The organism is Lelliottia amnigena, assembly GCF_019047465.1.
Taxonomy (GTDB): domain Bacteria; phylum Pseudomonadota; class Gammaproteobacteria; order Enterobacterales; family Enterobacteriaceae; genus Enterobacter; species Enterobacter amnigenus.
Genome location: NZ_CP077236.1, coordinates 1461254 through 1482603, shown reverse-complemented (window position 1 = coordinate 1482603; position 21350 = coordinate 1461254). Strand labels below are relative to the sequence as shown.

The following is a 21350-nucleotide window of genomic DNA, read 5'->3' as shown; positions in this document are numbered from 1 at the left end:
TTTCTCATTAACCGCAGCATACACTCTGGAGTCGACTCCAGAGTCAAGGGTTATTAGATATACAGCGAACGCACGATCAGGAAGTGGCCGCCAAAGTAGCAGGCCGCCGCAATGGCGTTATCCGCGCGGAAACGGCGACGATAATGGCTACCCAGCCAGACGATATTCCCCAGCAACAGCAGCGTCGCACCAAAGAAAGCCGACATCGCTGGTGCGGTTGGGCGGAAGAACCACAGTTCACCGGCGAGCCAGACCATCACCAGCGTCATGGCGATAAACGTACACACCGGCCAGCGCATCTCTTCGAGGCGCGACCAGACAACGGCGACCAGCAGCGCACCAATCACCAGCAGAACCAGCGGCAGCGGCCAGAAGAAGGACAGCGTCATCTGGCTGGCGAAATAAATGGTGTACAGCAGATGTGAGAGGAAAAATGCCCCGACGGCGTATAACACGCGCTGACGCGGGAGCAGCGTTAAGGCATCGCCAATCAGCGAGGCGCACAGGCCAGCCAGCACCAGATAACTCACTGCGTTGAACATCGGCGCCTGCCAGGCGAGTAACAGCAATAGCAGTAACGTGACGGGCTTAAACAACCAGCGCTGCCACACGGGACCGCGATACGACGCATCGACGTAGAGCCATGCGGAAAAACAGACAGCGATAAATGACCAAAGCATATTAACTCCCTGTATCTGTTATTTTTGAATAAACATTCTCTGATTCAGTGTAGTGACGCGGGCGGGCGTTTGGCAATGCCGGATCCGGCGAGGTATCCTGATTTCCGCATAATCTGATGGGATTCAACAATGAGCAAAATGCCGATTTTTTTGATTATCGTGGTGGCGATCATAGTGATTGCCGCCTCGTTTCGTTTTGTGCAGCAGCGTCGTGAAAGGGCCGATAACGACGCCGCACCGCTTCTGCAAAAACGCGTGGTGGTGAGCAACAAACGCGAGAAAGCGCTTGATAACCGGCGCTCTCGCCAGCAGCAGGTGACGCCCGCTGGCACAGCGATGCGTTATGAGGTGAGTTTTAAGCCGCAAAGCGGCGGGCTGGAGACGACGTTTCGCGTCGATGAAAAGCAGTATCACCAGCTCACGGTAGGGGAGAAAGGGACGCTGAGTTACAAGGGATCGCGGTTTGAGGGGTTCACGGCGGAGCCGTAGTTTTCCCTGTCGATCCTGCGGTGCGAGGGGACTGTTTGGTGCGGTTTCTGGCAATACGGGTGTGTTCTTTTTTGCCCTCTCCTTTGGGAGAGGGTTAGGGTGAGGGCATCAGACGCCTTATTTCTTAGTCTGCGCCTTAAACTTTTTCATCCACACCAGCAGCTCGAACACGCCAAAAATAAACACGCGCAGCTGCTGCCAACCCGTCATCGGCGGGCTGTCTTTCGGCAAGCCGTTTTTCAGCATCACCATCTGCAGGGCATGCATAAACGCGGTGAATATCAGCGCCACGTTGACGAAAATGTTCAGCGGACGCGGGAACGGATGGACCAGATTCAGGATCAGAAACGCCCAAACGCCCACCATCAGCAAGCGCCCAAAATTAATCAGTATCGGCATGAGACTCTCCTTGTACTTCACGGTGATATAAACGATAGGCAACCTGCCCGGCGACCTGTTCACGATGTAAGTTCCAGTGCATGGGCACCGGCGGTAAGCCGTTTTCGACTTCGCTTTCAACGTAAATTAGCGCGTCATCCGCCAGCCAGCCGTTATTTTCCAGAAGCGTGAGTGTCTCTTCCAGCAGCCCTTTACGGAACGGCGGATCGATGAACACCACGTCGTGCGGCGTGCCCGGCTGCGCGAGAAAAGCAAGGGTATTGGTCGTGACGACTTTGGCATTCGTTGCTTTGAGCGTAGCGAGATTTTGCTGTAATTGCTGCGCAACGCCACGCTCCATCTCCAGCAGCGTGGCGCTGGCGGCATACCGCGACAGGGCTTCAAGGCCCAGTGCGCCGCTTCCCGCGAAGCAGTCCAGGCATTTCGCGTCTACCATCGATGGGGCCAGCCAGTTAAACAGTGTTTCTCTGACGCGATCGGTCGTGGGGCGCAGACCTGGGCTATCGGGCACAGGGAGTTTACGGCCACGCCACTGGCCGCCGATAATGCGAATTTGTCCGGCCGGGCGGTTTGTTTTCTTCATTTCTGGAAAGCTCTGCTAACAATTGGCCTGCGATTCCAGGCGGTGATGTCAATTAAGTAAAGTGTTAGACTATTTCATCATTTTTATAGCTTCCATGTATATAGCGCCAGAAATTAACCGCAAGGGGTGTAGTCGCAGATGGCAAAACAAAAAAAACGTGGCTTCTTTTCCTGGTTGGGCTTTGGTGAAAAAGAGCAAGAAACAGAACAAAAAACCGAAGAGCAACAGACGGTTGAAGAACAATCACAGCCAGAAACGCCCGTTGAAACGGCAGCGATAGTCGAGGCGGAAGAACAGACTCACAGCGACGCTGAAACTGAAGCCTTCGCCGAAGACGTTGTTGAGGTGACTGAGCAGGTTCAGGAAAGCGAAAAGCCGCAGCCCGTAGAAGCCGAACCGGCTGTTGCAGAGCCTGTTGTCGACGCGGTTGTTGAGCCGGTGGTTGAAGAAACCCCGCGCGCTGTGGTTGAACACGAAGAATTACCGCTTCCGGAAGAGGTGAAAGCGGAAGAAATTGTGCCGGAAGAGTGGCAGGCAGAAGCCGAGACCGTTGAGATCGTCGAAACGGTTGAAGAAGAATTCGTAGAACAAAACGTGGCTGAAGAGGCCGACAACGACGCCGATATCACTGACGAAGAGCTGGAAGCGCAGGCGCTGGCAGCGGTTGCCGCAGAAGAAGCGGAAATCGTTGTTCCGGTCGCAGACGCGGACGAACCTGTCGAAGAGATCGTTCAGGAGCAGGAAAAACCAACCAAAGAAGGTTTCTTCGCCCGCCTGAAACGCAGCCTGCTGAAGACCAAAGAAAATCTCGGTTCCGGATTTATCAGTCTGTTCCGCGGCAAAAAGATCGACGATGATCTGTTCGAAGAGCTGGAAGAACAGCTGCTGATCGCGGATGTCGGCGTAGAGACGACCCGTAAAATCATCGCCAGCCTGACTGAAGGCGCGAGCCGTAAACAGCTGCGCGATGCCGAGGCGCTTTACGGTCTGCTGAAAGACGAGATGGGCGAAATTCTCGCAAAAGTTGACGAACCGCTTAATATTGAAGGCAAAACACCGTTTGTTATTCTGATGGTTGGCGTGAACGGCGTGGGTAAAACCACCACGATCGGCAAGCTGGCGCGTCAGTTTGAGCAGCAGGGTAAATCGGTCATGCTGGCGGCGGGCGATACCTTCCGTGCGGCGGCCGTTGAGCAGCTCCAGGTCTGGGGCCAGCGTAACGACATTCCGGTGATTGCGCAGCATACGGGCGCAGATTCCGCGTCGGTTATCTTCGATGCCATTCAGGCGGCGAAGGCGCGTAACGTGGACGTGTTGATTGCCGATACCGCAGGTCGTTTGCAGAATAAATCGCACCTGATGGAAGAACTGAAAAAAATCGTCCGTGTGATGAAGAAGCTGGACGAAGACGCGCCGCATGAAATTATGCTGACTCTGGACGCCAGCACCGGGCAGAACGCTATCAGCCAGGCGAAGCTGTTCCATGAGGCGGTAGGGCTGACCGGCATTACGCTGACTAAACTGGACGGCACCGCGAAAGGGGGAGTGATCTTCTCCGTGGCGGATCAGTTCGGTATTCCAATCCGCTACATTGGTGTCGGCGAACGTATCGAGGATTTGCGTCCGTTTAAATCGGACGACTTTATTGAGGCACTTTTTGCCCGAGAGGATTAACAATGATTCGCTTTGAACATGTCAGCAAGGCCTATCTCGGTGGGAGACAAGCGTTGCAGGGAGTGACATTTCACCTGCAGCCAGGCGAGATGGCATTCCTGACCGGCCATTCCGGCGCGGGAAAAAGTACCCTGCTCAAGCTTATCTGTGGGATCGAGCGGCCAAGCGCCGGGAAAATCTTATTTGGCGGCCACGATATTAGCCGCCTGAAAAACCGTGAGGTGCCGTTTTTACGTCGCCAGATCGGGATGATTTTCCAGGATCACCACCTGCTGATGGATCGCACTGTTTTCGATAACGTAGCCATTCCGTTGATTATTGCGGGTGCCAGCTTTGATGATATTCGCCGTCGTGTGTCAGCGGCGCTGGATAAAGTCGGGCTGTTGGACAAAGCGAAAAATTTCCCGATTCAGCTCTCCGGCGGTGAACAACAGCGCGTGGGTATTGCTCGTGCGGTGGTCAACAAACCTGCCGTTTTGCTGGCGGACGAACCGACCGGTAACCTGGACGATGCACTCTCGGAAGGGATCTTGCGTCTGTTTGAAGAGTTTAACCGCGTCGGCGTGACGGTACTGATGGCAACGCACGACATCGGCCTTATCTCGCGTCGTTCGTACCGCATGCTGTCGCTGAGCGACGGTCATTTGCACGGAGGCCTGAGTGAATAAGCGCGATGCAATAAACCAGATTCGGCAGTTTGGTAATCGATTTGACCGTTTCCGTCCTTCGCAGGGCGGTGGTGACGGCAACCGAAACGCGCCAAAACGCGCCAAATCGTCGCCGAAACCGCAGTCGCGGAAAACCAACGTATTTAATGAGCAGGTGCGTTACGCCTTCCAGGGCGCGTTGCAGGATCTGAAAAGCAAGCCGCTGGCTACGTTCCTGACGGTGATGGTGATTGCCATCTCCCTGACGTTGCCGAGCGTTTGCTACATGGTCTACAAAAACGTCAATCAGGCCGCGTCGCAATATTATCCTTCGCCGCAAATCACGGTGTATCTGGACAAAGCGCTCGACGATAACGCAGCAGCGCAGGTGGTGGGACAACTCCAGTCTGAACAGGGCGTGGAGAAGGTTAACTATCTCTCGCGCGACGAGGCGTTGGGCGAGTTCCGCAACTGGTCTGGCTTTGGTGGCGCGCTGGACATGCTTGAAGAAAACCCGTTGCCCGCCGTGGCGGTGGTCATTCCTAAGCTTGATTTCCAGGGTACGGAATCGCTGAACACCTTGCGCGATCGTATCAGCCAGGTGAAGGGTATTGATGAAGTGCGCATGGACGACAGCTGGTTTGCACGTCTGGCGTCACTCACCGGCCTGGTGGGACGCGTGGCGGCGATGATTGGCGTGTTGATGGTGGCGGCGGTCTTCCTCGTCATCGGTAACAGCGTGCGCCTGAGTATCTTTGCCCGTCGCGATACGATTAACGTGCAAAAACTGATTGGTGCGACGGATGGATTCATCCTGCGTCCGTTCCTTTACGGTGGCGCATTGCTCGGTTTTTCCGGGGCATTTCTTTCACTGATATTGTCAGAAATTTTGGTGATGCGGCTTTCGTCTGCGGTAACTGAAGTGGCGCAAGTTTTTGGAACTAAGTTTGATATCAGTGGGTTAGGCTTCGATGAGTGCCTGTTATTACTGCTGGTGTGTTCGATGATCGGCTGGGTCGCTGCATGGCTCGCAACCGTCCAACATTTACGCCACTTTACCCCCCAATAAAAATTTTCTGATATAATCTTTCCCTGCAATGAGTACTTCACTCGGCAGGGAAAGAGTATCTGTTCACTCTTCTCCCGCGAACCGCACTCCATGTCACATTTTGTGCGTAATGTATTCACAGCGGTACATGGAACTTGTGGATAAAATCACGGTCTGATAAAAGAGTGAATGTTAGTCTCACTGCTCAAATGCTTTGGCATGCTTGTTGCCTGATGGGGACAAACCACCGCCAGAAGACACTATATTGAGAGGAATGAATGACCAAAGAAATGCAAACTTTAGCTTTAGCCCCTGTTGGTAACCTGGAATCTTACATCCGGGCCGCTAACACCTGGCCGATGTTGACGGCCGAGGAAGAAAAGGAGCTTGCTGAAAAGCTGCATTACCAGGGCGATCTGGAAGCAGCTAAGACGCTGATCCTGTCTCACCTGCGCTTTGTTGTTCACGTTGCTCGTAATTATTCGGGCTACGGCCTACCGCAGGCGGATTTGATTCAGGAAGGCAACATCGGCCTCATGAAGGCTGTACGTCGCTTCAACCCGGAAGTGGGTGTGCGCTTGGTTTCTTTCGCCGTGCACTGGATTAAAGCTGAAATTCACGAATACGTTCTGCGTAACTGGCGTATCGTGAAAGTTGCGACCACCAAAGCGCAGCGCAAACTGTTCTTCAACCTGCGTAAAGCCAAGCAGCGTCTGGGCTGGTTCAACCAGGATGAAGTCGAAATGGTTGCGCGTGAATTGGGTGTTTCCAGTAAAGACGTGCGTGAGATGGAATCCCGTATGGCCGCGCAGGACATGACGTTTGATATGTCCTCCGACGACGATGCGCAGGATAGCCAGCCGATGGCACCGGTTCTGTATTTGCAGGATAAAACCTCTAACTTTGCCGACGGCATCGAAGAGGACAACTGGGAAGATCAGGCCGCGAACAAACTGACCCACGCGATGGAAGGTCTCGACGAGCGTAGCCAGGCGATTATCCGCGCCCGCTGGCTGGACGAAGACAACAAGTCCACGCTGCAGGAACTGGCAGACCGCTACGGCGTCTCCGCTGAACGTGTACGTCAGCTTGAAAAGAACGCCATGAAAAAACTTCGCGCCGCTATCGAAGCGTAATCCCCGCGAAGTCCCCGATAACCCCTGGATGAAAATCTGGGGGTTTTGTTTTTCTGCTCCCCGCTTATTTTTCTGCGCCGCTCTGGCGAATATCTCCCCCGTGGCAAACACTTACAGATGCGCTGTAAGTTTAGCTTGCTGACAATTTTAGGGGGATGGGGTGAAAAATAACGAATTGAATGACCGGCGTTTACAGGCCACGCCGCGTGGCGTCGGCGTCATGTGTGGCTTTTACGCCGACAAAGCCGAAAATGCGACCCTGTGGGATGTGGAAGGCAACGAAGTGATCGACTTCGCGGCGGGCATCGCGGTGCTCAATACCGGTCATCGCCATCCTAAAGTGATCGCCGCCATTGAAAATCAGCTGCAATCCTTTACCCATACGGCCTGGCAGATTGTGCCTTACGAGAGCTATATCGCCTTGGCGGAACGTATCAACGCCCGCGTGCCGATCGACGGGCCAGCCAAAACGGCGTTCTTCTCGACGGGCGCAGAAGCTGTCGAAAATGCCGTTAAAATCGCGCGGGCTTACACTAAACGCCCCGGACTCATTACCTTTGGCGGTGCGTTCCATGGCCGTACCTTTATGACCATGGCCCTCACCGGCAAAGTGGCACCGTATAAACTCGGCTTCGGCCCGTTCCCTGGCTCGGTCTATCACGCGCAATATCCCAACATGCTGCACGGCGTCAGCTCGCAAGAGGCGTTGAAAAGCGTTGAGCGCATCTTCAAAGCCGATATCGCGCCCGATCAGGTGGCCGCTATTATTCTTGAACCGGTTCAGGGGGAAGGCGGGTTTAACGTTGCTCCGGCCGATTTTATGCAAGGGCTGCGTGCGCTGTGCGATACCCACGGCATTTTGCTGATTGCGGATGAAGTGCAAAGTGGCTTTGCCCGTACTGGAAAACTGTTTTCGATGGAACACCACTGCGTGAAGCCTGATTTAATTACCATGGCGAAAAGTCTGGCGGGCGGAATGCCGCTCTCGGCAGTGTCTGGTCGTGCCGACGTGATGGATGCCCCTGCGCCGGGGGGGTTGGGCGGGACTTACGCCGGTAACCCGCTGGCGATCGCCGCTGCGCTGGCAGTGCTGGACGTCATTGATGAAGAGGATCTCTGCACCCGTGCGGCGCATCTGGGCCATCATCTGGTCGAAGTGCTGAACAAAGCCAAATCTGATTGCCCGTTTATTGCCGATATTCGCGCTCAAGGGTCGATGGTGGCGGTCGAATTCAATGACCCGCAAACCGGACAGCCGTCCCCAGAATTTACCCGCGAGGTGCAGAACCGCGCGTTGCAGGAAGGTCTGCTGCTGCTGAGCTGCGGCGTGTACGGTAACGTGATTCGTTTCCTCTATCCGCTCACCATTCCTGAAGCACAGTTCCGCAAAGCGCTGGATATTATCTCTGCCTCGCTGACACGTTAAAGCGCTCCGTCCGGCAGCCAACGCTGTCGGGCTTATCATATATTCATTTCAAATTAGCTATTCCAAAATCATAAAAATGGGGTATGTTTTAGCAGAGTGTGCTGAAAATGCGCGAACGGTACACCTATAATTGAAATAAAGCGCTGCACAACAACATCACAACAATCGTTATAACCATAATAATGGGGAATCTCAGGATGAATATGAAGGGTAAAGCGTTACTGGCAGGATGTATCGCGTTGGCATTTAGCACGATGGCTCAGGCAGATATTAAAGTGGCCGTTGTCGGTGCGATGTCCGGTCCGGTAGCGCAGTACGGCGATCAGGAATTTACGGGTGCAGAACAAGCGGTTGCAGACATTAATGCCAAAGGCGGAATCAAAGGCGAGAAACTGCAAATCGTAAAATATGATGATGCCTGTGACCCGAAACAAGCGGTCGCGGTTGCGAACAAAGTGGTGAACGACGGGATCAAATACGTCATCGGTCACCTGTGCTCTTCCTCCACTCAGCCCGCGTCTGATATCTACGAAGACGAAGGCATTCTGATGATCACCCCAGCCGCCACTGCGCCAGAGCTGACGGCTCGCGGTTATAAAATGGTGATGCGTACCACCGGTCTGGACTCCGATCAGGGCCCAACGGCGGCAAAATACATCGTGGAGAACGTGAAGCCGAAGCGCATCGCGATCATCCATGATAAGCAGCAGTACGGCGAAGGCCTGGCGCGTTCCGTGCAGGATAACCTGAAGAAAGCCAATGCTAACGTGGTGTTCTTTGATGGCATCACCGCCGGGGAGAAAGACTTCTCCACGCTGGTAGCGCGTCTGAAGAAAGAGAACATCGATTTCGTTTACTACGGTGGTTATCACCCGGAAATGGGTCAGATTCTGCGTCAGGCGCGTGCCGCTGGCCTGAAAACCCACTTCATGGGCCCAGAAGGCGTGGCGAACGTTTCGCTGTCTAATATCGCCGGCGAATCCGCAGAAGGCATGTTAGTGACCAAACCGAAGAACTACGATCAGGTTCCGGCAAACAAACCTATCGTAGACGCGATCAAAGCCAAGAAACAAGATCCGAGCGGCGCGTTCGTCTGGACTACCTACGCTGCGCTGCAGTCTCTGCAGGCGGGTCTGAACCAGTCAGCCGATCCGGCTGAAATCGCTAAATACCTGAAAGCTAACTCTGTTGAAACCGTTATGGGGCCGCTGTCCTGGGACGAGAAGGGCGATCTGAAAGGCTTTGAGTTCGGTGTCTTTACCTGGCATGCAGACGGTACGGCGACTGACGCGAAATAATTTTCCCGTCGCCTTTCGTGCCGCAGGTGCGTTGACTGCGTGATTCAACCCCGGTCTCTTACTGATGTAAGCTTCCGGGGTTTTCATCACTTGCCACCTGCCTGCACGCGACATTGTCGTGAAAAGGTCTGAGATGCGTTGTTGCGTGTCTGCTGTGCAAACGGCAACGTCGTTCTTGCTCATACCGCCTTCTCCCCGCGGGAGAGAGGAATTGCGCGATACGGTTTTGTCTTCCTCTCCGCGTGGGACAGGGGAAGTGCGCGGTGCGGTTTTTGCTCCTTCTCCCCGTGGGAGAGGGCCGGGGTGAGGGCATCAGACCGCAAAAAACTTACCGCTTTTCCCATCCCATCTCCACATCCACAAATCCCAGCGCCTGCATAAACGCCGCCATTGTATTGCGGTCTTCGACGCCGACATCGGCCATCCACCAGGACGTCACGTCTGGATGATGGCGAATCACTTCTTCGACCAAATATTGCCCCACGCCACGACGTCGTGTGACATCCCGCACGCGCAGAGAATCCAGCGCGCCTCGCGTACCGCTCAGCGTGACGCGCACTGCGCCCAGCAAGCGTTCGTTAAAACGGGCGGCGTAGATACGATGATGTTCATCAACAGCGAGCGAAGAGGGGGAATATTCCGGCCAGATTTTGCCCAGGTCGATAAGATCCTGGTCGCTAAAGGACACCAGACGAAGGATAGTCAGTTTCATTAGCTGCTTGTCCAAATCAAAAAGAGTAAGGCAGTGTACTCAATTTATCTCACCAGCGGCTTCCACTTTTTAAATCCATTCTCCAGGTGATTACTTTTTTGGCAGCAAAAAGAGCAGCTATAAAACGCAGGGATCGAAAAATAAGCAGAATTTTAACCTAATGGGTAGTGATTTATTCGGCGCTTTGTACCGTTATTTTATGCTGCAAACTGCGCTTTTATTTGTTTATCTCTGTCTGATTTCAGAATATTATCTTTGCTTAATCGCCTGAAAAATAGAGATTTTAGTCTGGTTTTTGGCAAAAAACTGCGCTAAACCATTAAAGGCACTGGTAAAAATAGCGTTGTTCATTAAAAGTACAGAATGCTTTTTAACCATAATAAAACAAAATATATACACGACATCACGAATGGGGATTCAGAGATGAAAAGGAACGCGAAAGCATTTATCGCGGGAATGGTTGCACTGGCGATTTCGCAGGCAGCTATGGCGGAAGAGATTAAAATTGCCGTGGTGGGTGCGATGTCCGGTCCGGTTGCCCAGTGGGGTGATATGGAATTTAACGGCGCGCGTCAGGCAATCAAAGACATCAACGCCAAGGGCGGCATCAAAGGCGACAAACTGGTCGGCGTGGAATACGACGATGCCTGTGACCCTAAACAAGCCGTCGCCGTGGCCAACAAAATCGTTAACGATGGCATTCAGTATGTGATCGGTCACCTCTGCTCATCCTCCACACAGCCCGCTTCCGACATCTACGAAGACGAAGGCATTCTGATGATAACGCCAGGTGCGACCAACCCGGAACTGACTCAGCGTGGCTATCAGCACATCATGCGTACCGCCGGCCTGGACTCTTCACAGGGACCGACAGCGGCTAAATACATTCTGGAAAAAGTGAAACCGCAGCGCATCGCGATCATTCACGATAAACAGCAATACGGCGAAGGCCTGGCGCGTTCCGTACAAGAGAACCTGAAAAAAGGCGGCGCTAACGTGGTCTTCTTCGACGGTATCACTGCGGGCGAGAAAGATTTCTCAGCGCTGCTGGCCCGTCTGCAAAAAGAGAATATCGACTTCGTTTACTACGGCGGTTATTACCCGGAGATGGGCCAGATGCTGCGCCAGGCGCGGGCAACCGGTCTGAAAACGCAGTTTATGGGGCCGGAAGGGGTGGGTAACGCCTCGCTGTCTAATATTGCGGGGAATGCAGGCGAAGGCATGCTGGTGACGATGCCAAAACGCTATGACCAGGAACCGTCGAATAAAGCTATCGTAGACGCGCTCAATGCGCAGAAAAAAGATCCGAGTGGTCCGTATGTGTGGATCACCTATGCCGCCGTGCAGTCTCTGGCTACCGCCCTGGAACGCACCGGCAGCAAAGCGCCGCTGGATTTAATCAAAGATTTAAAAGCTCACGGTGCGAATACCGTGATTGGGCCGCTGAACTGGGATGAGAAAGGCGATCTGAAGGGATTTGAATTTGGTGTCTTCCAGTGGCATGCCGACGGTTCCTCAACCGTCGCGAAATAACGCCTGAAGACAAGTTATCCCGCCGCCCGCATTCAGCGGGCGGATTTAAAAAGGTTTCCTTATGTCAGAGCAGTTTCTCTATTTCTTGCAGCAGATGTTTAACGGCGTCACGCTGGGAAGCACCTACGCGCTGATCGCCATCGGTTATACGATGGTGTACGGCATTATCGGCATGATCAACTTCGCCCACGGCGAGGTCTACATGATCGGCAGTTATGTCTCCTTTATGATCATTGCCGCGCTGATGATGATGGGCATCGACAGCAGCTGGCTGCTGGTCGCCGCCGGATTTGTGGGTGCGATTGTGATTGCCAGCGCCTACGGCTGGAGCATCGAACGCGTGGCCTATCGGCCAGTGCGCAGCTCCAAACGCCTGATCGCGCTGATCTCCGCCATCGGGATGTCGATATTCCTGCAAAACTACGTCAGCCTGACCGAAGGCTCCCGCGACGTGGCGCTGCCAAGCCTGTTTAACGGCCAGTGGATTGTCGGCGCAAGTGAAAACTTCTCTGCCTCTATCACCACCATGCAGCTGGTTATCTGGATTGTGACCTTCCTGGCGATGCTGGCGCTGACCATTTTTATCCGTTATTCCCGCATGGGACGCGCCTGTCGTGCCTGTGCAGAAGACCTGAAAATGGCGAGCCTGCTCGGTATCAACACTGACCGCGTGATTGCGCTGACCTTTGTGATTGGCGCGGCGATGGCGGCGGTGGCGGGCGTTCTGCTCGGCCAGTTCTACGGCGTGATTAACCCGTACATCGGCTTTATGGCCGGGATGAAAGCCTTCACCGCAGCGGTGCTGGGCGGGATCGGCAGCATTCCTGGCGCGATGATTGGCGGCCTGATTCTGGGCGTGGCCGAAGCGCTCTCCTCGGCGTATCTGAGTACGGAATATAAAGATGTGGTGTCGTTTGCGCTGCTGATTGGCGTGCTGCTGGTGATGCCTACCGGGATTCTGGGCCGTCCGGAGGTCGAAAAAGTATGAAACCAATGCATTTTGCGATGGCGTTGCTCTCCGCCGCCATGTTCTTTGTTCTCGCGGGCGTCTTCATGGGCGTGCAGTTAGAACTTAACGGCACCAAACTGGTGGTGGATGTCGCGTCTGATATCCGCTGGCAGTGGGTGTTTGTTGGCACCGCGGTGGTCTTTTTGTTCCAGCTGCTGCGCCCGGTATTCCAGAAAACGTTGAAAAACGTCTCCGGACCAAAATTTGTTTTACCGGCTATTGATGGCTCGTCCGTTAAGCAGAAGCTGTTCCTGGTCGCGCTGCTGGTCGCGGCGGTGGCCTGGCCGTTTATGGTGTCGCGCGGCACGGTGGATATCGCCACGCTGACCATGATCTATGTGATTTTGGGTCTTGGCCTGAACGTGGTGGTGGGGTTGTCTGGCCTGCTGGTGCTCGGCTACGGCGGTTTCTACGCTATCGGCGCGTACACCTTTGCGCTGCTGAACCACTATTACGGTCTCGGCTTCTGGACCTGTCTGCCGCTGGCGGGGCTGGTGTCCGCTGCCGCAGGTTTCCTGCTGGGCTTCCCGGTGCTGCGCTTGCGGGGAGACTATCTGGCGATCGTGACGCTGGGCTTCGGGGAGATCGTCCGTATCCTGCTGCTGAATAACACCGAAATCACCGGCGGTCCGAATGGCGTCAGCCAGATCCCTAAACCGACGTTCTTCGGTCTGGAGTTCAGCCGTACCGCGCGCGAAGGCGGGTGGGATACGTTCAGCAACTTCTTCGGCATTAAATATGACCCGTCGGACCGCGTGATTTGGCTCTATCTGGTGGCGCTGCTGCTGGTCGTGATGACGCTGTTCGTGATTAACCGCCTGCTGCGGATGCCGCTGGGCCGTGCGTGGGAAGCCTTGCGAGAGGACGAAATCGCCTGCCGTTCACTGGGTCTGAACCCGACCCGCATCAAGCTGACGGCGTTCACCATCAGCGCCGCGTTTGCGGGTTTTGCCGGAACGCTGTTTGCCGCGCGCCAGGGCTTCGTCAGCCCGGAATCGTTCACCTTTGCCGAGTCGGCTTTCGTGCTGGCGATCGTCGTGCTGGGCGGAATGGGCTCGCAGTTTGCGGTTATCCTCGCGGCGATTTTGCTGGTCGTTTCCCGCGAACTGATGCGCGACTTTAATGAATACAGCATGTTAATGCTGGGTGGTTTGATGGTGCTGATGATGATCTGGCGTCCGCAAGGCTTGCTGCCGATGACCCGTCCACAGCTGAAGCTGAAAAACGCTCAGGCGAAAGGAGAACAGGCATGAGTCAGCCATTATTAACCGTGAACGGCCTGATGATGCGTTTTGGCGGCCTGCTGGCGGTCAACAACGTGTCGCTGGATTTGCATCCAAAAGAGATCGTCTCCCTGATTGGCCCGAACGGCGCAGGGAAAACCACCGTTTTCAACTGCCTGACCGGGTTTTATAAGCCAACGGGCGGGACCATCATGCTGGGCGACAAGCACCTCGAAGGCTTACCGGGGCAGCAAATCGCGCGGATGGGCGTGGTGCGGACCTTCCAGCACGTGCGTCTGTTCCGTGAGATGACGGTGATTGAAAACCTGCTGGTGGCACAGCATCAGCAGCTTAAAACCGGTGTTTTCTCGGGCTTACTGAAAACCCCTGCCTTCCGTCGTGCGCAGGCCGAAGCCCTGGATCGTGCGGCGACCTGGCTCGACCGTATCGGCTTGCTTCAGCACGCTAACCGTCAGGCGAGCAACCTCGCCTATGGCGATCAGCGTCGTCTGGAGATTATCCGCTGCATGGTGACGCAGCCAGAAATTCTGATGCTGGATGAACCCGCCGCAGGCTTGAACCCGAAAGAGACCAAAGAGCTGGACGAACTGATCGTCGAGCTGCGTAACCATCACAACACCACTATCCTGCTGATTGAGCACGATATGAAGCTGGTGATGGGGATCTCCGATCGTATCTACGTGGTCAACCAGGGTACGCCGCTGGCGAACGGTACGCCGGACGAAATTCGACACAACCCGGACGTGATCCGCGCCTATTTGGGTGAGGCATAAGATGGAAAAAGCGATGTTATCTTTTGACAAAGTCAGTGCCCACTACGGCAAAATTCAGGCGCTGCATGACGTGAGCCTGCACATTAATCAGGGCGAAATCGTCACTCTGATTGGCGCAAACGGTGCGGGTAAAACCACGCTGCTCGGCACCTTGTGCGGCGATCCGCGCGCCACCAGCGGGCGTATCGTCTTTGATGGAAAAGACATTACCGACTGGCAGACCGCGAAAATCATGCGCGAAGCGGTAGCGATTGTGCCGGAAGGGCGTCGTGTCTTCTCGCGAATGACGGTGGAAGAGAACCTGGCAATGGGCGGCTTCTTTGTTGAGCGCGACCAATACCAGTCCCGTATGAAGTGGGTGTATGAACTCTTCCCGCGCCTGTATGAACGTCGTATTCAGCGTGCGGGCACCATGTCCGGCGGGGAACAGCAGATGCTGGCGATCGGTCGTGCGCTGATGAGCCAGCCGCGTTTGCTGCTGCTCGATGAGCCATCGCTCGGACTTGCACCGATCATCATCCAGCAGATTTTCGACACCATTGAACAGTTGCGTAAAGAAGGCATGACTATCTTCCTCGTCGAGCAAAACGCCAACCAGGCGCTGAAGCTCGCCGATCGCGGCTACGTGCTGGAAAACGGCCGCGTGGTGCTGGAAGACACAGGCGATGCGCTGCTTGCGAACGAAGCGGTGCGCAGCGCTTATCTGGGTGGCTAGGTAAAAACAAAAGGCAACGTATGTTGCCTTTTTAATGTTTTCCCCTTCTCCTGCGGAGAGGGCTGAGTTGAGGGCATCAGGCCGCATCCGCTCAAAGCAAAAAGCAACGCACGTTGCTTTTTTAGTGCGTTCTCCCTCTCCCGTGGGAGAGGGCCGGGGTGAGGGCATCTGGCCGCATCCGCTCAAAGCAAAAGGCAACGCACGTTGCCTTTTTTAGTGCTTTCTCCCTCTCCCTGTGGGAGAGGGCCGGGGTGAGGGCATCTGGCCGCACAACATTATTATTCCCGCCATATTACCTTCACCGTACCATCATCCCGCTGCCTCCTGGTTGTCACTTATTTGTAATTAAACAGTTATTTTTCTGTCATTCGAACATGTCATGTTACCTCGCGAGCATAAAACGCGTGATATCGCGCATCCGGCACAAAAAAGAGAGATGACAATGACATCGTTACGACACACAGCTTTGGGTCTGGCAATCGGTCTGGCTTTTGCGACGAACGCAATGGCTGTCACGTCCATTCCGTTCTGGCATTCCATGGAAGGGGAACTGGGTAAAGAAGTTGACTCCCTGGCGCAGCGTTTCAACGACACCCACCCGGATTACAAAATTGTGCCGGTGTACAAAGGCAACTACGAGCAGAGCCTGAGCGCAGGTATCGCGGCGTTCCGTACCGGCAATGCTCCGGCGTTGCTCCAGGTTTACGAAGTCGGCACCGCGACCATGATGGCGTCCAAAGCCATCAAACCGGTGTACGAAGTGTTCAAAGATGCGGGCATCAACTTTGACGAATCTCAGTTCGTGCCGACCGTTTCCGGTTACTACACCGATTCCAAAACCGGCCACCTGCTGTCTCAGCCGTTTAACAGCTCCACGCCGGTGCTGTATTACAACAAAGACGCCTTCAAGAAAGCCGGTTTAAACCCGGATCAGCCGCCGAAAACCTGGCAGGACCTGGCGGACTACACCGCGAAGCTGAAAGCAGCAGGCATGAAGTGTGGCTACGCGAGCGGCTGGCAGGGCTGGATCCAGATCGAGAACTTCAGCGCCTGGCATGGTCTGCCCGTGGCGACCAAAAATAACGGTTTCGACGGCACTGATGCGGTTCTGGAGTTCAATAAGCCAGAGCAGGTCAAACATATCGCGCTGCTGGAAGCCCTGAATAAGAAGGGCGATTTCAGCTATTTCGGGCGTAAAGACGAATCAACCGAGAAGTTCTACAACGGCGATTGCGCGATCACGACCGCCTCTTCCGGCTCGCTGGCGGACATCCGTCACTACGCTAAATTCAACTACGGCGTGGGCATGATGCCGTACGACGCAGACGTGAAAGGCGCGCCGCAGAACGCCATCATCGGCGGGGCGAGCCTGTGGGTGATGCAGGGCAAAGACAAGGGCACCTACAAAGGCGTCGCGGAGTTCCTCGACTTCCTGGCAAAACCTGAAAACGCGGCTGAATGGCACCAGAAAACCGGTTATCTGCCTATTACCAAAGCCGCGTACGATCTGACTCGCGAGCAGGGTTTCTATGAGAAAAACCCAGGCGCTGATATTGCCACGCGTCAGATGATGAACAAGCCGCCGTTGCCGTTCACGAAAGGCCTGCGTCTGGGCAATATGCCGCAGATTCGTACCATCGTGGATGAGGAGCTGGAAAGCGTGTGGACCGGTAAGAAAACCCCTCAGCAGGCGCTGGATTCTGCGGTAGAGCGCGGAAATCTGCTGCTGCGTCGCTTTGAGCAGTCAACGAAGTCTTAATGCTTTTGCCGGATGGCGCTGCGCTTATCCGGTCTACAGGTTTAGTGCGAGCTGATGCCCTCACTAAACCCTCTCCCACTGGGAGAGGGAGAAAATGTACCTTGTAGGCCGGGTAAGGCGACGCTGCCACCCGGCGTTTTCTGGAAAAGAGTCCCTTTATGTCATCATCCCGTCCGGTGTTCCGTTCGCGCTGGCTGCCGTATCTGCTGGTCGCCCCGCAGCTGATTATCACCGTCATCTTCTTTATCTGGCCTGCCGGCGAAGCGCTGTGGTACTCGGTACAAAGTGTCGATCCTTTCGGTTTGTCCAGCCAGTTCGTGGGTCTGGATAACTTCGCTGCGTTGTGGCACGACAGCTACTACATCGATTCCTTCTGGACGACGATAAAATTCAGCACCATGGTGACCGTCAGTGGTCTCCTGGCCTCGCTGTTCTTCGCCGCCCTGGTGGATTACGTGGTGCGCGGCAGTCGTATTTATCAAACGCTAATGCTGCTGCCGTACGCCGTTGCGCCTGCCGTTGCCGCCGTGCTGTGGATTTTCCTGTTTAACCCAGGACGCGGATTAATAACCCATTTCCTCGGTGAGATGGGATACGACTGGAACCATGCGCAAAACAGCGGCCAGGCGATGTTTCTGGTGGTTTTCGCCTCGGTCTGGAAGCAGATCAGCTACAACTTCTTATTCTTCTTTGCCGCGCTGCAATCCATTCCGCGATCGCTGGTTGAAGCCGCCGCAATTGACGGCGCAGGCCCGATCCGTCGCTTCTTTAAGCTGGCACTGCCGCTGATCGCCCCGGTGAGTTTTTTCCTGCTGGTGGTCAACCTGGTCTACGCCTTCTTCGATACCTTCCCGGTGATCGACGCCGCCACCGCCGGTGGGCCGGTGCAGGCCACGACGACCTTGATTTATAAAATTTACCGCGAAGGGTTTGCGGGTCTGGATCTCTCTGCGTCTGCTGCCCAGTCGGTGGTGCTGATGCTGCTGGTGATTGTGCTGACGGTGGTTCAGTTCCGCTATGTCGAAAGTAAGGTGCGCTACCAATGATTGAGAACCGTCCGGGGCTGACGATTTTCAGCCACACCATGCTGATTCTGGGGATTATCGTCATCCTCTTCCCGCTGTACATCGCCTTTGTGGCCGCCACGTTGGACACTAAAGCCGTGTTTGAAACGCCGATGACGCTGATCCCCGGTGGTCATCTTTTTGAAAACATGGCGACCATCTGGACGCAGGGCGTGGGCGCGAATAGCGCGCCGTTCTGGCTGATGATGCTGAACAGCTTCATCATGGCGTTCGGCATCACGGTCGGCAAAATTGTGGTGTCGATGCTCTCTGCGTTCGCCATCGTTTGGTTCCGTTTTCCGCTGCGCAACCTGTTCTTCTGGATGATTTTTATCACCCTGATGCTGCCGGTTGAAGTGCGTATTTTCCCGACGGTCGAAGTGATCGCCAACCTGAAAATGCTCGACAGTTACGCGGGTCTAACGCTGCCGCTGATGGCGTCAGCAACGGCGACGTTTTTGTTCCGCCAGTTCTTTATGACGTTGCCGGACGAGCTGATTGAAGCGGCGCGAATCGACGGTGCGTCACCGATGCGCTTTTTCCGTGACATCGTGCTGCCGCTCTCCAAAACCAACCTTGCGGCGCTGTTCGTGATCACCTTTATCTACGGCTGGAACCAGTATCTGTGGCCGCTGCTGATTGTGCAGGACGTCAATCTCGGCACCGCCGTAGCGGGCATCAAAGGCATGATCGCCACGGGCGAAGGCACCACGCTCTGGAATCAGGTGATGGCGGCGATGCTGCTCACCCTCATCCCTCCGGTCGTTATCGTTTTAGCCATGCAGCGCGCGTTTGTGCGTGGCTTAGTGGACAGTGAGAAATAAGATGGCTGGATTAAAATTACAGGCAGTAACCAAAAGCTGGGACAGCAAAACTCAGGTCATTCAGCCGCTGACGCTAGACGTGGCAGATGGTGAGTTTATCGTGATGGTCGGCCCGTCCGGCTGCGGAAAATCCACGCTGCTGCGCATGGTCGCCGGGCTTGAGCGCGTGACCAGCGGCGATATCTGGATTGACAGGCAGCGCGTCACGGAGATGGAGCCAAAAGACAGAGGCATCGCGATGGTGTTCCAGAACTACGCGCTGTATCCACACATGAGCGTGGAAGAGAACATGGCCTGGGGGCTGAAAATTCGTGGGATGGGCAAGGGCCACATCGAAGAGCGTGTCAAAGAGGCGGCGCGCATTCTGGAACTCGACGGCTTGCTGAAACGCCGTCCGCGCGAGTTGTCCGGTGGGCAGCGTCAACGCGTGGCGATGGGGCGCGCTATCGTGCGCGATCCGGCGGTCTTCCTGTTCGATGAACCGCTCTCTAACCTCGACGCCAAACTGCGCGTGCAAATGCGCCTTGAGTTACAGCATTTGCATCGTCGCCTGAAAACCACCTCGCTGTACGTCACCCACGATCAGGTCGAAGCCATGACGCTGGCACAACGCGTGATGGTGATGAATAAAGGGATTGCGGAGCAAATCGGTACGCCGGTTGAAGTGTATGAAAAACCGGCCAGCCGCTTTGTGGCGAGCTTTATTGGCAGTCCGGCGATGAATTTGCTGGAAGGGCGCATCAGCCACGCGGGCACCCATTTCGAGCTTGAGAGCGGTATGGCGCTGCCGATCAACTGGTATTATCGCGGTTATGCCGGACGTAAAATGACGCTGGGTATCCGCCCGGAACATATTGCGTTAAGCTCGCAGGCGGACGGCGGCGTGCCGTTAGTCATGGACACGCTGGAGATGCTGGGAGCGGATAACCTGGCGCACGGGCGCTGGGGCGATCAAAAAATGGTGGTGCGTCTGGCCCATCAGGAACGCCCTAAAGCCGGCAGCACGCTCTGGCTGCATCTGCCCGAAAATCATCTGCACTTATTTGATGGCGAAACAGGACAACGCGTATGAGTCACTGGCCTTATCCTCACATCGTCGCCCATCGCGGCGGCGGTAAACTGGCACCGGAAAACACGCTGGCAGCGATTGACGTGGGTGCGCATTACGGTCATCGGATGATCGAGTTTGACGCTAAGCTGTCGCAAGACGGTGAAATCTTCCTGCTGCATGACGACAATCTGGAGCGTACCAGTAATGGCTGGGGCGTGGCGGGAGCGCTGCCGTGGCGCGATCTGCTGAAAGTGGACGCAGGCAGCTGGTACAGCAGTGAATTCAAAGGCGAACCGCTGCCGCTGCTGGCGGAAGTGGCGGATCGCTGTCGTCAGCACGGTATGATGGCCAACATTGAAATCAAACCGACCACCGGCAGCGGGCCGCTCACAGGCAAAGTGATTGCGCTGGCGGCGCGCGAAATGTGGGACGGGATGACGGCGCCGCTGCTGTCGTCGTTTGAAATCGACGCGCTGGAAGCCGCTCTTGCGGCCGCACCGGAGCTGCCGCGCGGTTTGCTGCTGGATGAATGGCGTGACGACTGGCAGGCGCTAACAACGCGTTTAGCCTGCGTGTCGATTCATCTAAATCACAGACTGCTGGATGAAGCGCGCGTAAAAATGCTGAAAGACGCCGGATTACACATTCTGGTTTATACCGTTAACAAACCCCAGCGCGCGGCAGAGCTGCTGCGCTGGGGCGTCGACTGCATCTGTACCGATGCCATCGACGTGATTGGTCCAGACTTTAATTCAGCGGCGGACTGAGTAATTCGCCGTTCTGGCGCTGCGGCAGCATATGCTGTTGCTGCGGCGCAACCCCTCCGCTATCACCCCCCAGAAGCGTTCTGGAACTCGGTCGTGGCGTGCTGTTGAGCATGCCGCCGTTGGCGTTCGGCAATGGCTGCTCACGCATCTGGCCCTGCTGGATCCGCTGGGTATTGGTGTTCATCTGCGTTTGCAGATGCTGCTGCTGAAGCTGTGTTTGGGTTCTCAACTGTTGATTGAGCATCCCTTTTTGCTGCTGCTGTTGGTTCATCATCTCCGTCTGCATCCGCTGCTGACTCGGAATGACATACCCCGGTTGATTGGGGTTGTTCATCGTATTCAGTGGCTGTGGTTGTGCCAACGCAGCAAACGGGAGCAGCGCCGTAATAAGCAAAAGTCGTTTCATTATCTTTTCCTCCCTCTGAGGCTTCTCTTAAGTTTATCTCGATTCTGACACCACGATGATTTTTTAGGAGTTGTGAACCAGGCTTAAACGGGAATATGGATCCCATCACCTGG

General features: G+C 55.2%; 22 protein-coding genes. 17 read left to right on the top strand and 5 right to left on the bottom strand.

Going from position 1 to position 21350, the window contains the following annotated elements; all coding sequences use genetic code 11:
• Positions 1-53: 53 nt before the first annotated feature.
• On the bottom strand, positions 54-680 hold the full coding sequence (locus I6L74_RS07060; RefSeq protein ID WP_059180340.1) for a lysoplasmalogenase: 627 nt from the start codon (positions 678-680) through the stop codon (positions 54-56).
• A gap of 129 nt (positions 681-809) precedes the next feature.
• Here I6L74_RS07060 and I6L74_RS07055 point away from each other — a divergent pair, with 129 nt between their 5' ends.
• A complete protein-coding gene (locus I6L74_RS07055; RefSeq protein ID WP_059180339.1) occupies positions 810-1169 on the top strand; it encodes a DUF2500 domain-containing protein in 360 nt (119 codons plus the stop codon).
• A 117-nt stretch (positions 1170-1286) separates the two neighbouring features.
• Here I6L74_RS07055 and I6L74_RS07050 read toward each other — a convergent pair whose 3' ends face one another.
• Positions 1287-1568 carry a DUF1145 family protein gene (locus I6L74_RS07050; protein ID WP_059180338.1) on the bottom strand — a complete coding sequence of 94 codons (282 nt, stop codon included), beginning with the start codon at positions 1566-1568 and terminating at the stop codon, positions 1287-1289.
• A complete protein-coding gene (gene rsmD, locus I6L74_RS07045) occupies positions 1552-2151 on the bottom strand; it encodes a 16S rRNA (guanine(966)-N(2))-methyltransferase (RefSeq protein ID WP_059180337.1) in 600 nt (199 codons plus the stop codon). Before rsmD ends, I6L74_RS07050 begins: the two co-directional genes overlap by 17 nt.
• Before the next feature lie 138 nt (positions 2152-2289).
• Here rsmD and ftsY point away from each other — a divergent pair, with 138 nt between their 5' ends.
• The 6 genes from ftsY (at position 2290) to I6L74_RS07015 (ending at position 9380) form a co-directional block, all read left to right on the top strand.
• A complete protein-coding gene (ftsY, locus tag I6L74_RS07040) occupies positions 2290-3825 on the top strand; it encodes a signal recognition particle-docking protein FtsY (RefSeq protein ID WP_059180336.1) in 1536 nt (511 codons plus the stop codon).
• Between the two features lie 2 nt (positions 3826-3827).
• Positions 3828-4493, top strand: coding sequence for a cell division ATP-binding protein FtsE (gene ftsE / locus I6L74_RS07035; RefSeq protein ID WP_015960827.1), 666 nt, complete (start codon positions 3828-3830; stop codon positions 4491-4493).
• Positions 4486-5541 carry a permease-like cell division protein FtsX gene (ftsX, locus tag I6L74_RS07030; protein WP_059180335.1) on the top strand — a complete coding sequence of 352 codons (1056 nt, stop codon included), beginning with the start codon at positions 4486-4488 and terminating at the stop codon, positions 5539-5541. Before ftsE ends, ftsX begins: the two co-directional genes overlap by 8 nt.
• 257 nt (positions 5542-5798) lie before the next feature.
• The gene (rpoH, locus tag I6L74_RS07025; RefSeq protein ID WP_059180334.1) at positions 5799-6656 is read left to right on the top strand and encodes an RNA polymerase sigma factor RpoH; all 858 of its coding nucleotides are present in this window, start codon (positions 5799-5801) and stop codon (positions 6654-6656) included.
• A gap of 160 nt (positions 6657-6816) precedes the next feature.
• Entirely contained in the window at positions 6817-8082 is a 1266-nt protein-coding gene (locus I6L74_RS07020; RefSeq protein WP_059180333.1) for a 4-aminobutyrate--2-oxoglutarate transaminase, read from the top strand.
• A 197-nt stretch (positions 8083-8279) separates the two neighbouring features.
• Positions 8280-9380: a branched-chain amino acid ABC transporter substrate-binding protein gene (locus I6L74_RS07015; protein WP_072241959.1), complete on the top strand. Its 1101-nt coding sequence runs from the start codon at positions 8280-8282 to the stop codon at positions 9378-9380.
• A 328-nt stretch (positions 9381-9708) separates the two neighbouring features.
• Here the strand turns inward: I6L74_RS07015 and panM are convergent, their stop codons facing one another.
• Positions 9709-10092 (bottom strand): aspartate 1-decarboxylase autocleavage activator PanM, encoded by a 384-nt coding sequence (gene panM, locus I6L74_RS07010; protein WP_059180331.1) that lies wholly within the window; start codon positions 10090-10092, stop codon positions 9709-9711.
• A 423-nt stretch (positions 10093-10515) separates the two neighbouring features.
• On the opposite strand from panM, the gene livK reads away from it, so the two are divergent.
• The 10 genes from livK to ugpQ all read left to right on the top strand — a co-directional run bounded on the left by livK (position 10516) and on the right by ugpQ (position 20831).
• Positions 10516-11625 (top strand): high-affinity branched-chain amino acid ABC transporter substrate-binding protein LivK, encoded by a 1110-nt coding sequence (gene livK, locus I6L74_RS07005; RefSeq protein ID WP_059180330.1) that lies wholly within the window; start codon positions 10516-10518, stop codon positions 11623-11625.
• 61 nt (positions 11626-11686) lie between these two features.
• Positions 11687-12613 (top strand): high-affinity branched-chain amino acid ABC transporter permease LivH, encoded by a 927-nt coding sequence (gene livH, locus I6L74_RS07000; protein WP_059180329.1) that lies wholly within the window; start codon positions 11687-11689, stop codon positions 12611-12613.
• Positions 12610-13887: a high-affinity branched-chain amino acid ABC transporter permease LivM gene (locus tag I6L74_RS06995; protein ID WP_059180328.1), complete on the top strand. Its 1278-nt coding sequence runs from the start codon at positions 12610-12612 to the stop codon at positions 13885-13887. Before livH ends, I6L74_RS06995 begins: the two co-directional genes overlap by 4 nt.
• A complete protein-coding gene (gene livG, locus I6L74_RS06990; RefSeq protein ID WP_059180327.1) occupies positions 13884-14651 on the top strand; it encodes a high-affinity branched-chain amino acid ABC transporter ATP-binding protein LivG in 768 nt (255 codons plus the stop codon). The genes I6L74_RS06995 and livG overlap by 4 nt, the downstream gene beginning before the upstream one ends.
• A gap of 1 nt (position 14652) precedes the next feature.
• Entirely contained in the window at positions 14653-15366 is a 714-nt protein-coding gene (gene livF, locus I6L74_RS06985) for a high-affinity branched-chain amino acid ABC transporter ATP-binding protein LivF (protein WP_059180326.1), read from the top strand.
• Between the two features lie 442 nt (positions 15367-15808).
• Positions 15809-17125, top strand: coding sequence for a sn-glycerol-3-phosphate ABC transporter substrate-binding protein UgpB (gene ugpB / locus I6L74_RS06980; RefSeq protein ID WP_059180325.1), 1317 nt, complete (start codon positions 15809-15811; stop codon positions 17123-17125).
• Positions 17126-17283: 158 nt separating this feature from the next.
• Positions 17284-18171: a sn-glycerol-3-phosphate ABC transporter permease UgpA gene (gene ugpA / locus I6L74_RS06975; protein WP_059180324.1), complete on the top strand. Its 888-nt coding sequence runs from the start codon at positions 17284-17286 to the stop codon at positions 18169-18171.
• Positions 18168-19013 carry a sn-glycerol-3-phosphate ABC transporter permease UgpE gene (gene ugpE, locus I6L74_RS06970; protein WP_059180323.1) on the top strand — a complete coding sequence of 282 codons (846 nt, stop codon included), beginning with the start codon at positions 18168-18170 and terminating at the stop codon, positions 19011-19013. Before ugpA ends, ugpE begins: the two co-directional genes overlap by 4 nt.
• Position 19014: 1 nt before the next feature.
• Positions 19015-20085, top strand: coding sequence for a sn-glycerol-3-phosphate import ATP-binding protein UgpC (locus I6L74_RS06965; RefSeq protein ID WP_059180322.1), 1071 nt, complete (start codon positions 19015-19017; stop codon positions 20083-20085).
• Positions 20082-20831, top strand: coding sequence for a glycerophosphodiester phosphodiesterase (gene ugpQ / locus I6L74_RS06960; protein WP_059180321.1), 750 nt, complete (start codon positions 20082-20084; stop codon positions 20829-20831). Before I6L74_RS06965 ends, ugpQ begins: the two co-directional genes overlap by 4 nt.
• Here ugpQ and I6L74_RS06955 read toward each other — a convergent pair.
• The gene (locus tag I6L74_RS06955) at positions 20812-21237 is read right to left on the bottom strand and encodes a DUF2756 family protein (RefSeq protein WP_059180320.1); all 426 of its coding nucleotides are present in this window, start codon (positions 21235-21237) and stop codon (positions 20812-20814) included. The two genes, ugpQ and I6L74_RS06955, sit on opposite strands and share 20 nt — an antisense overlap.
• Positions 21238-21350 lie beyond the last annotated feature (113 nt).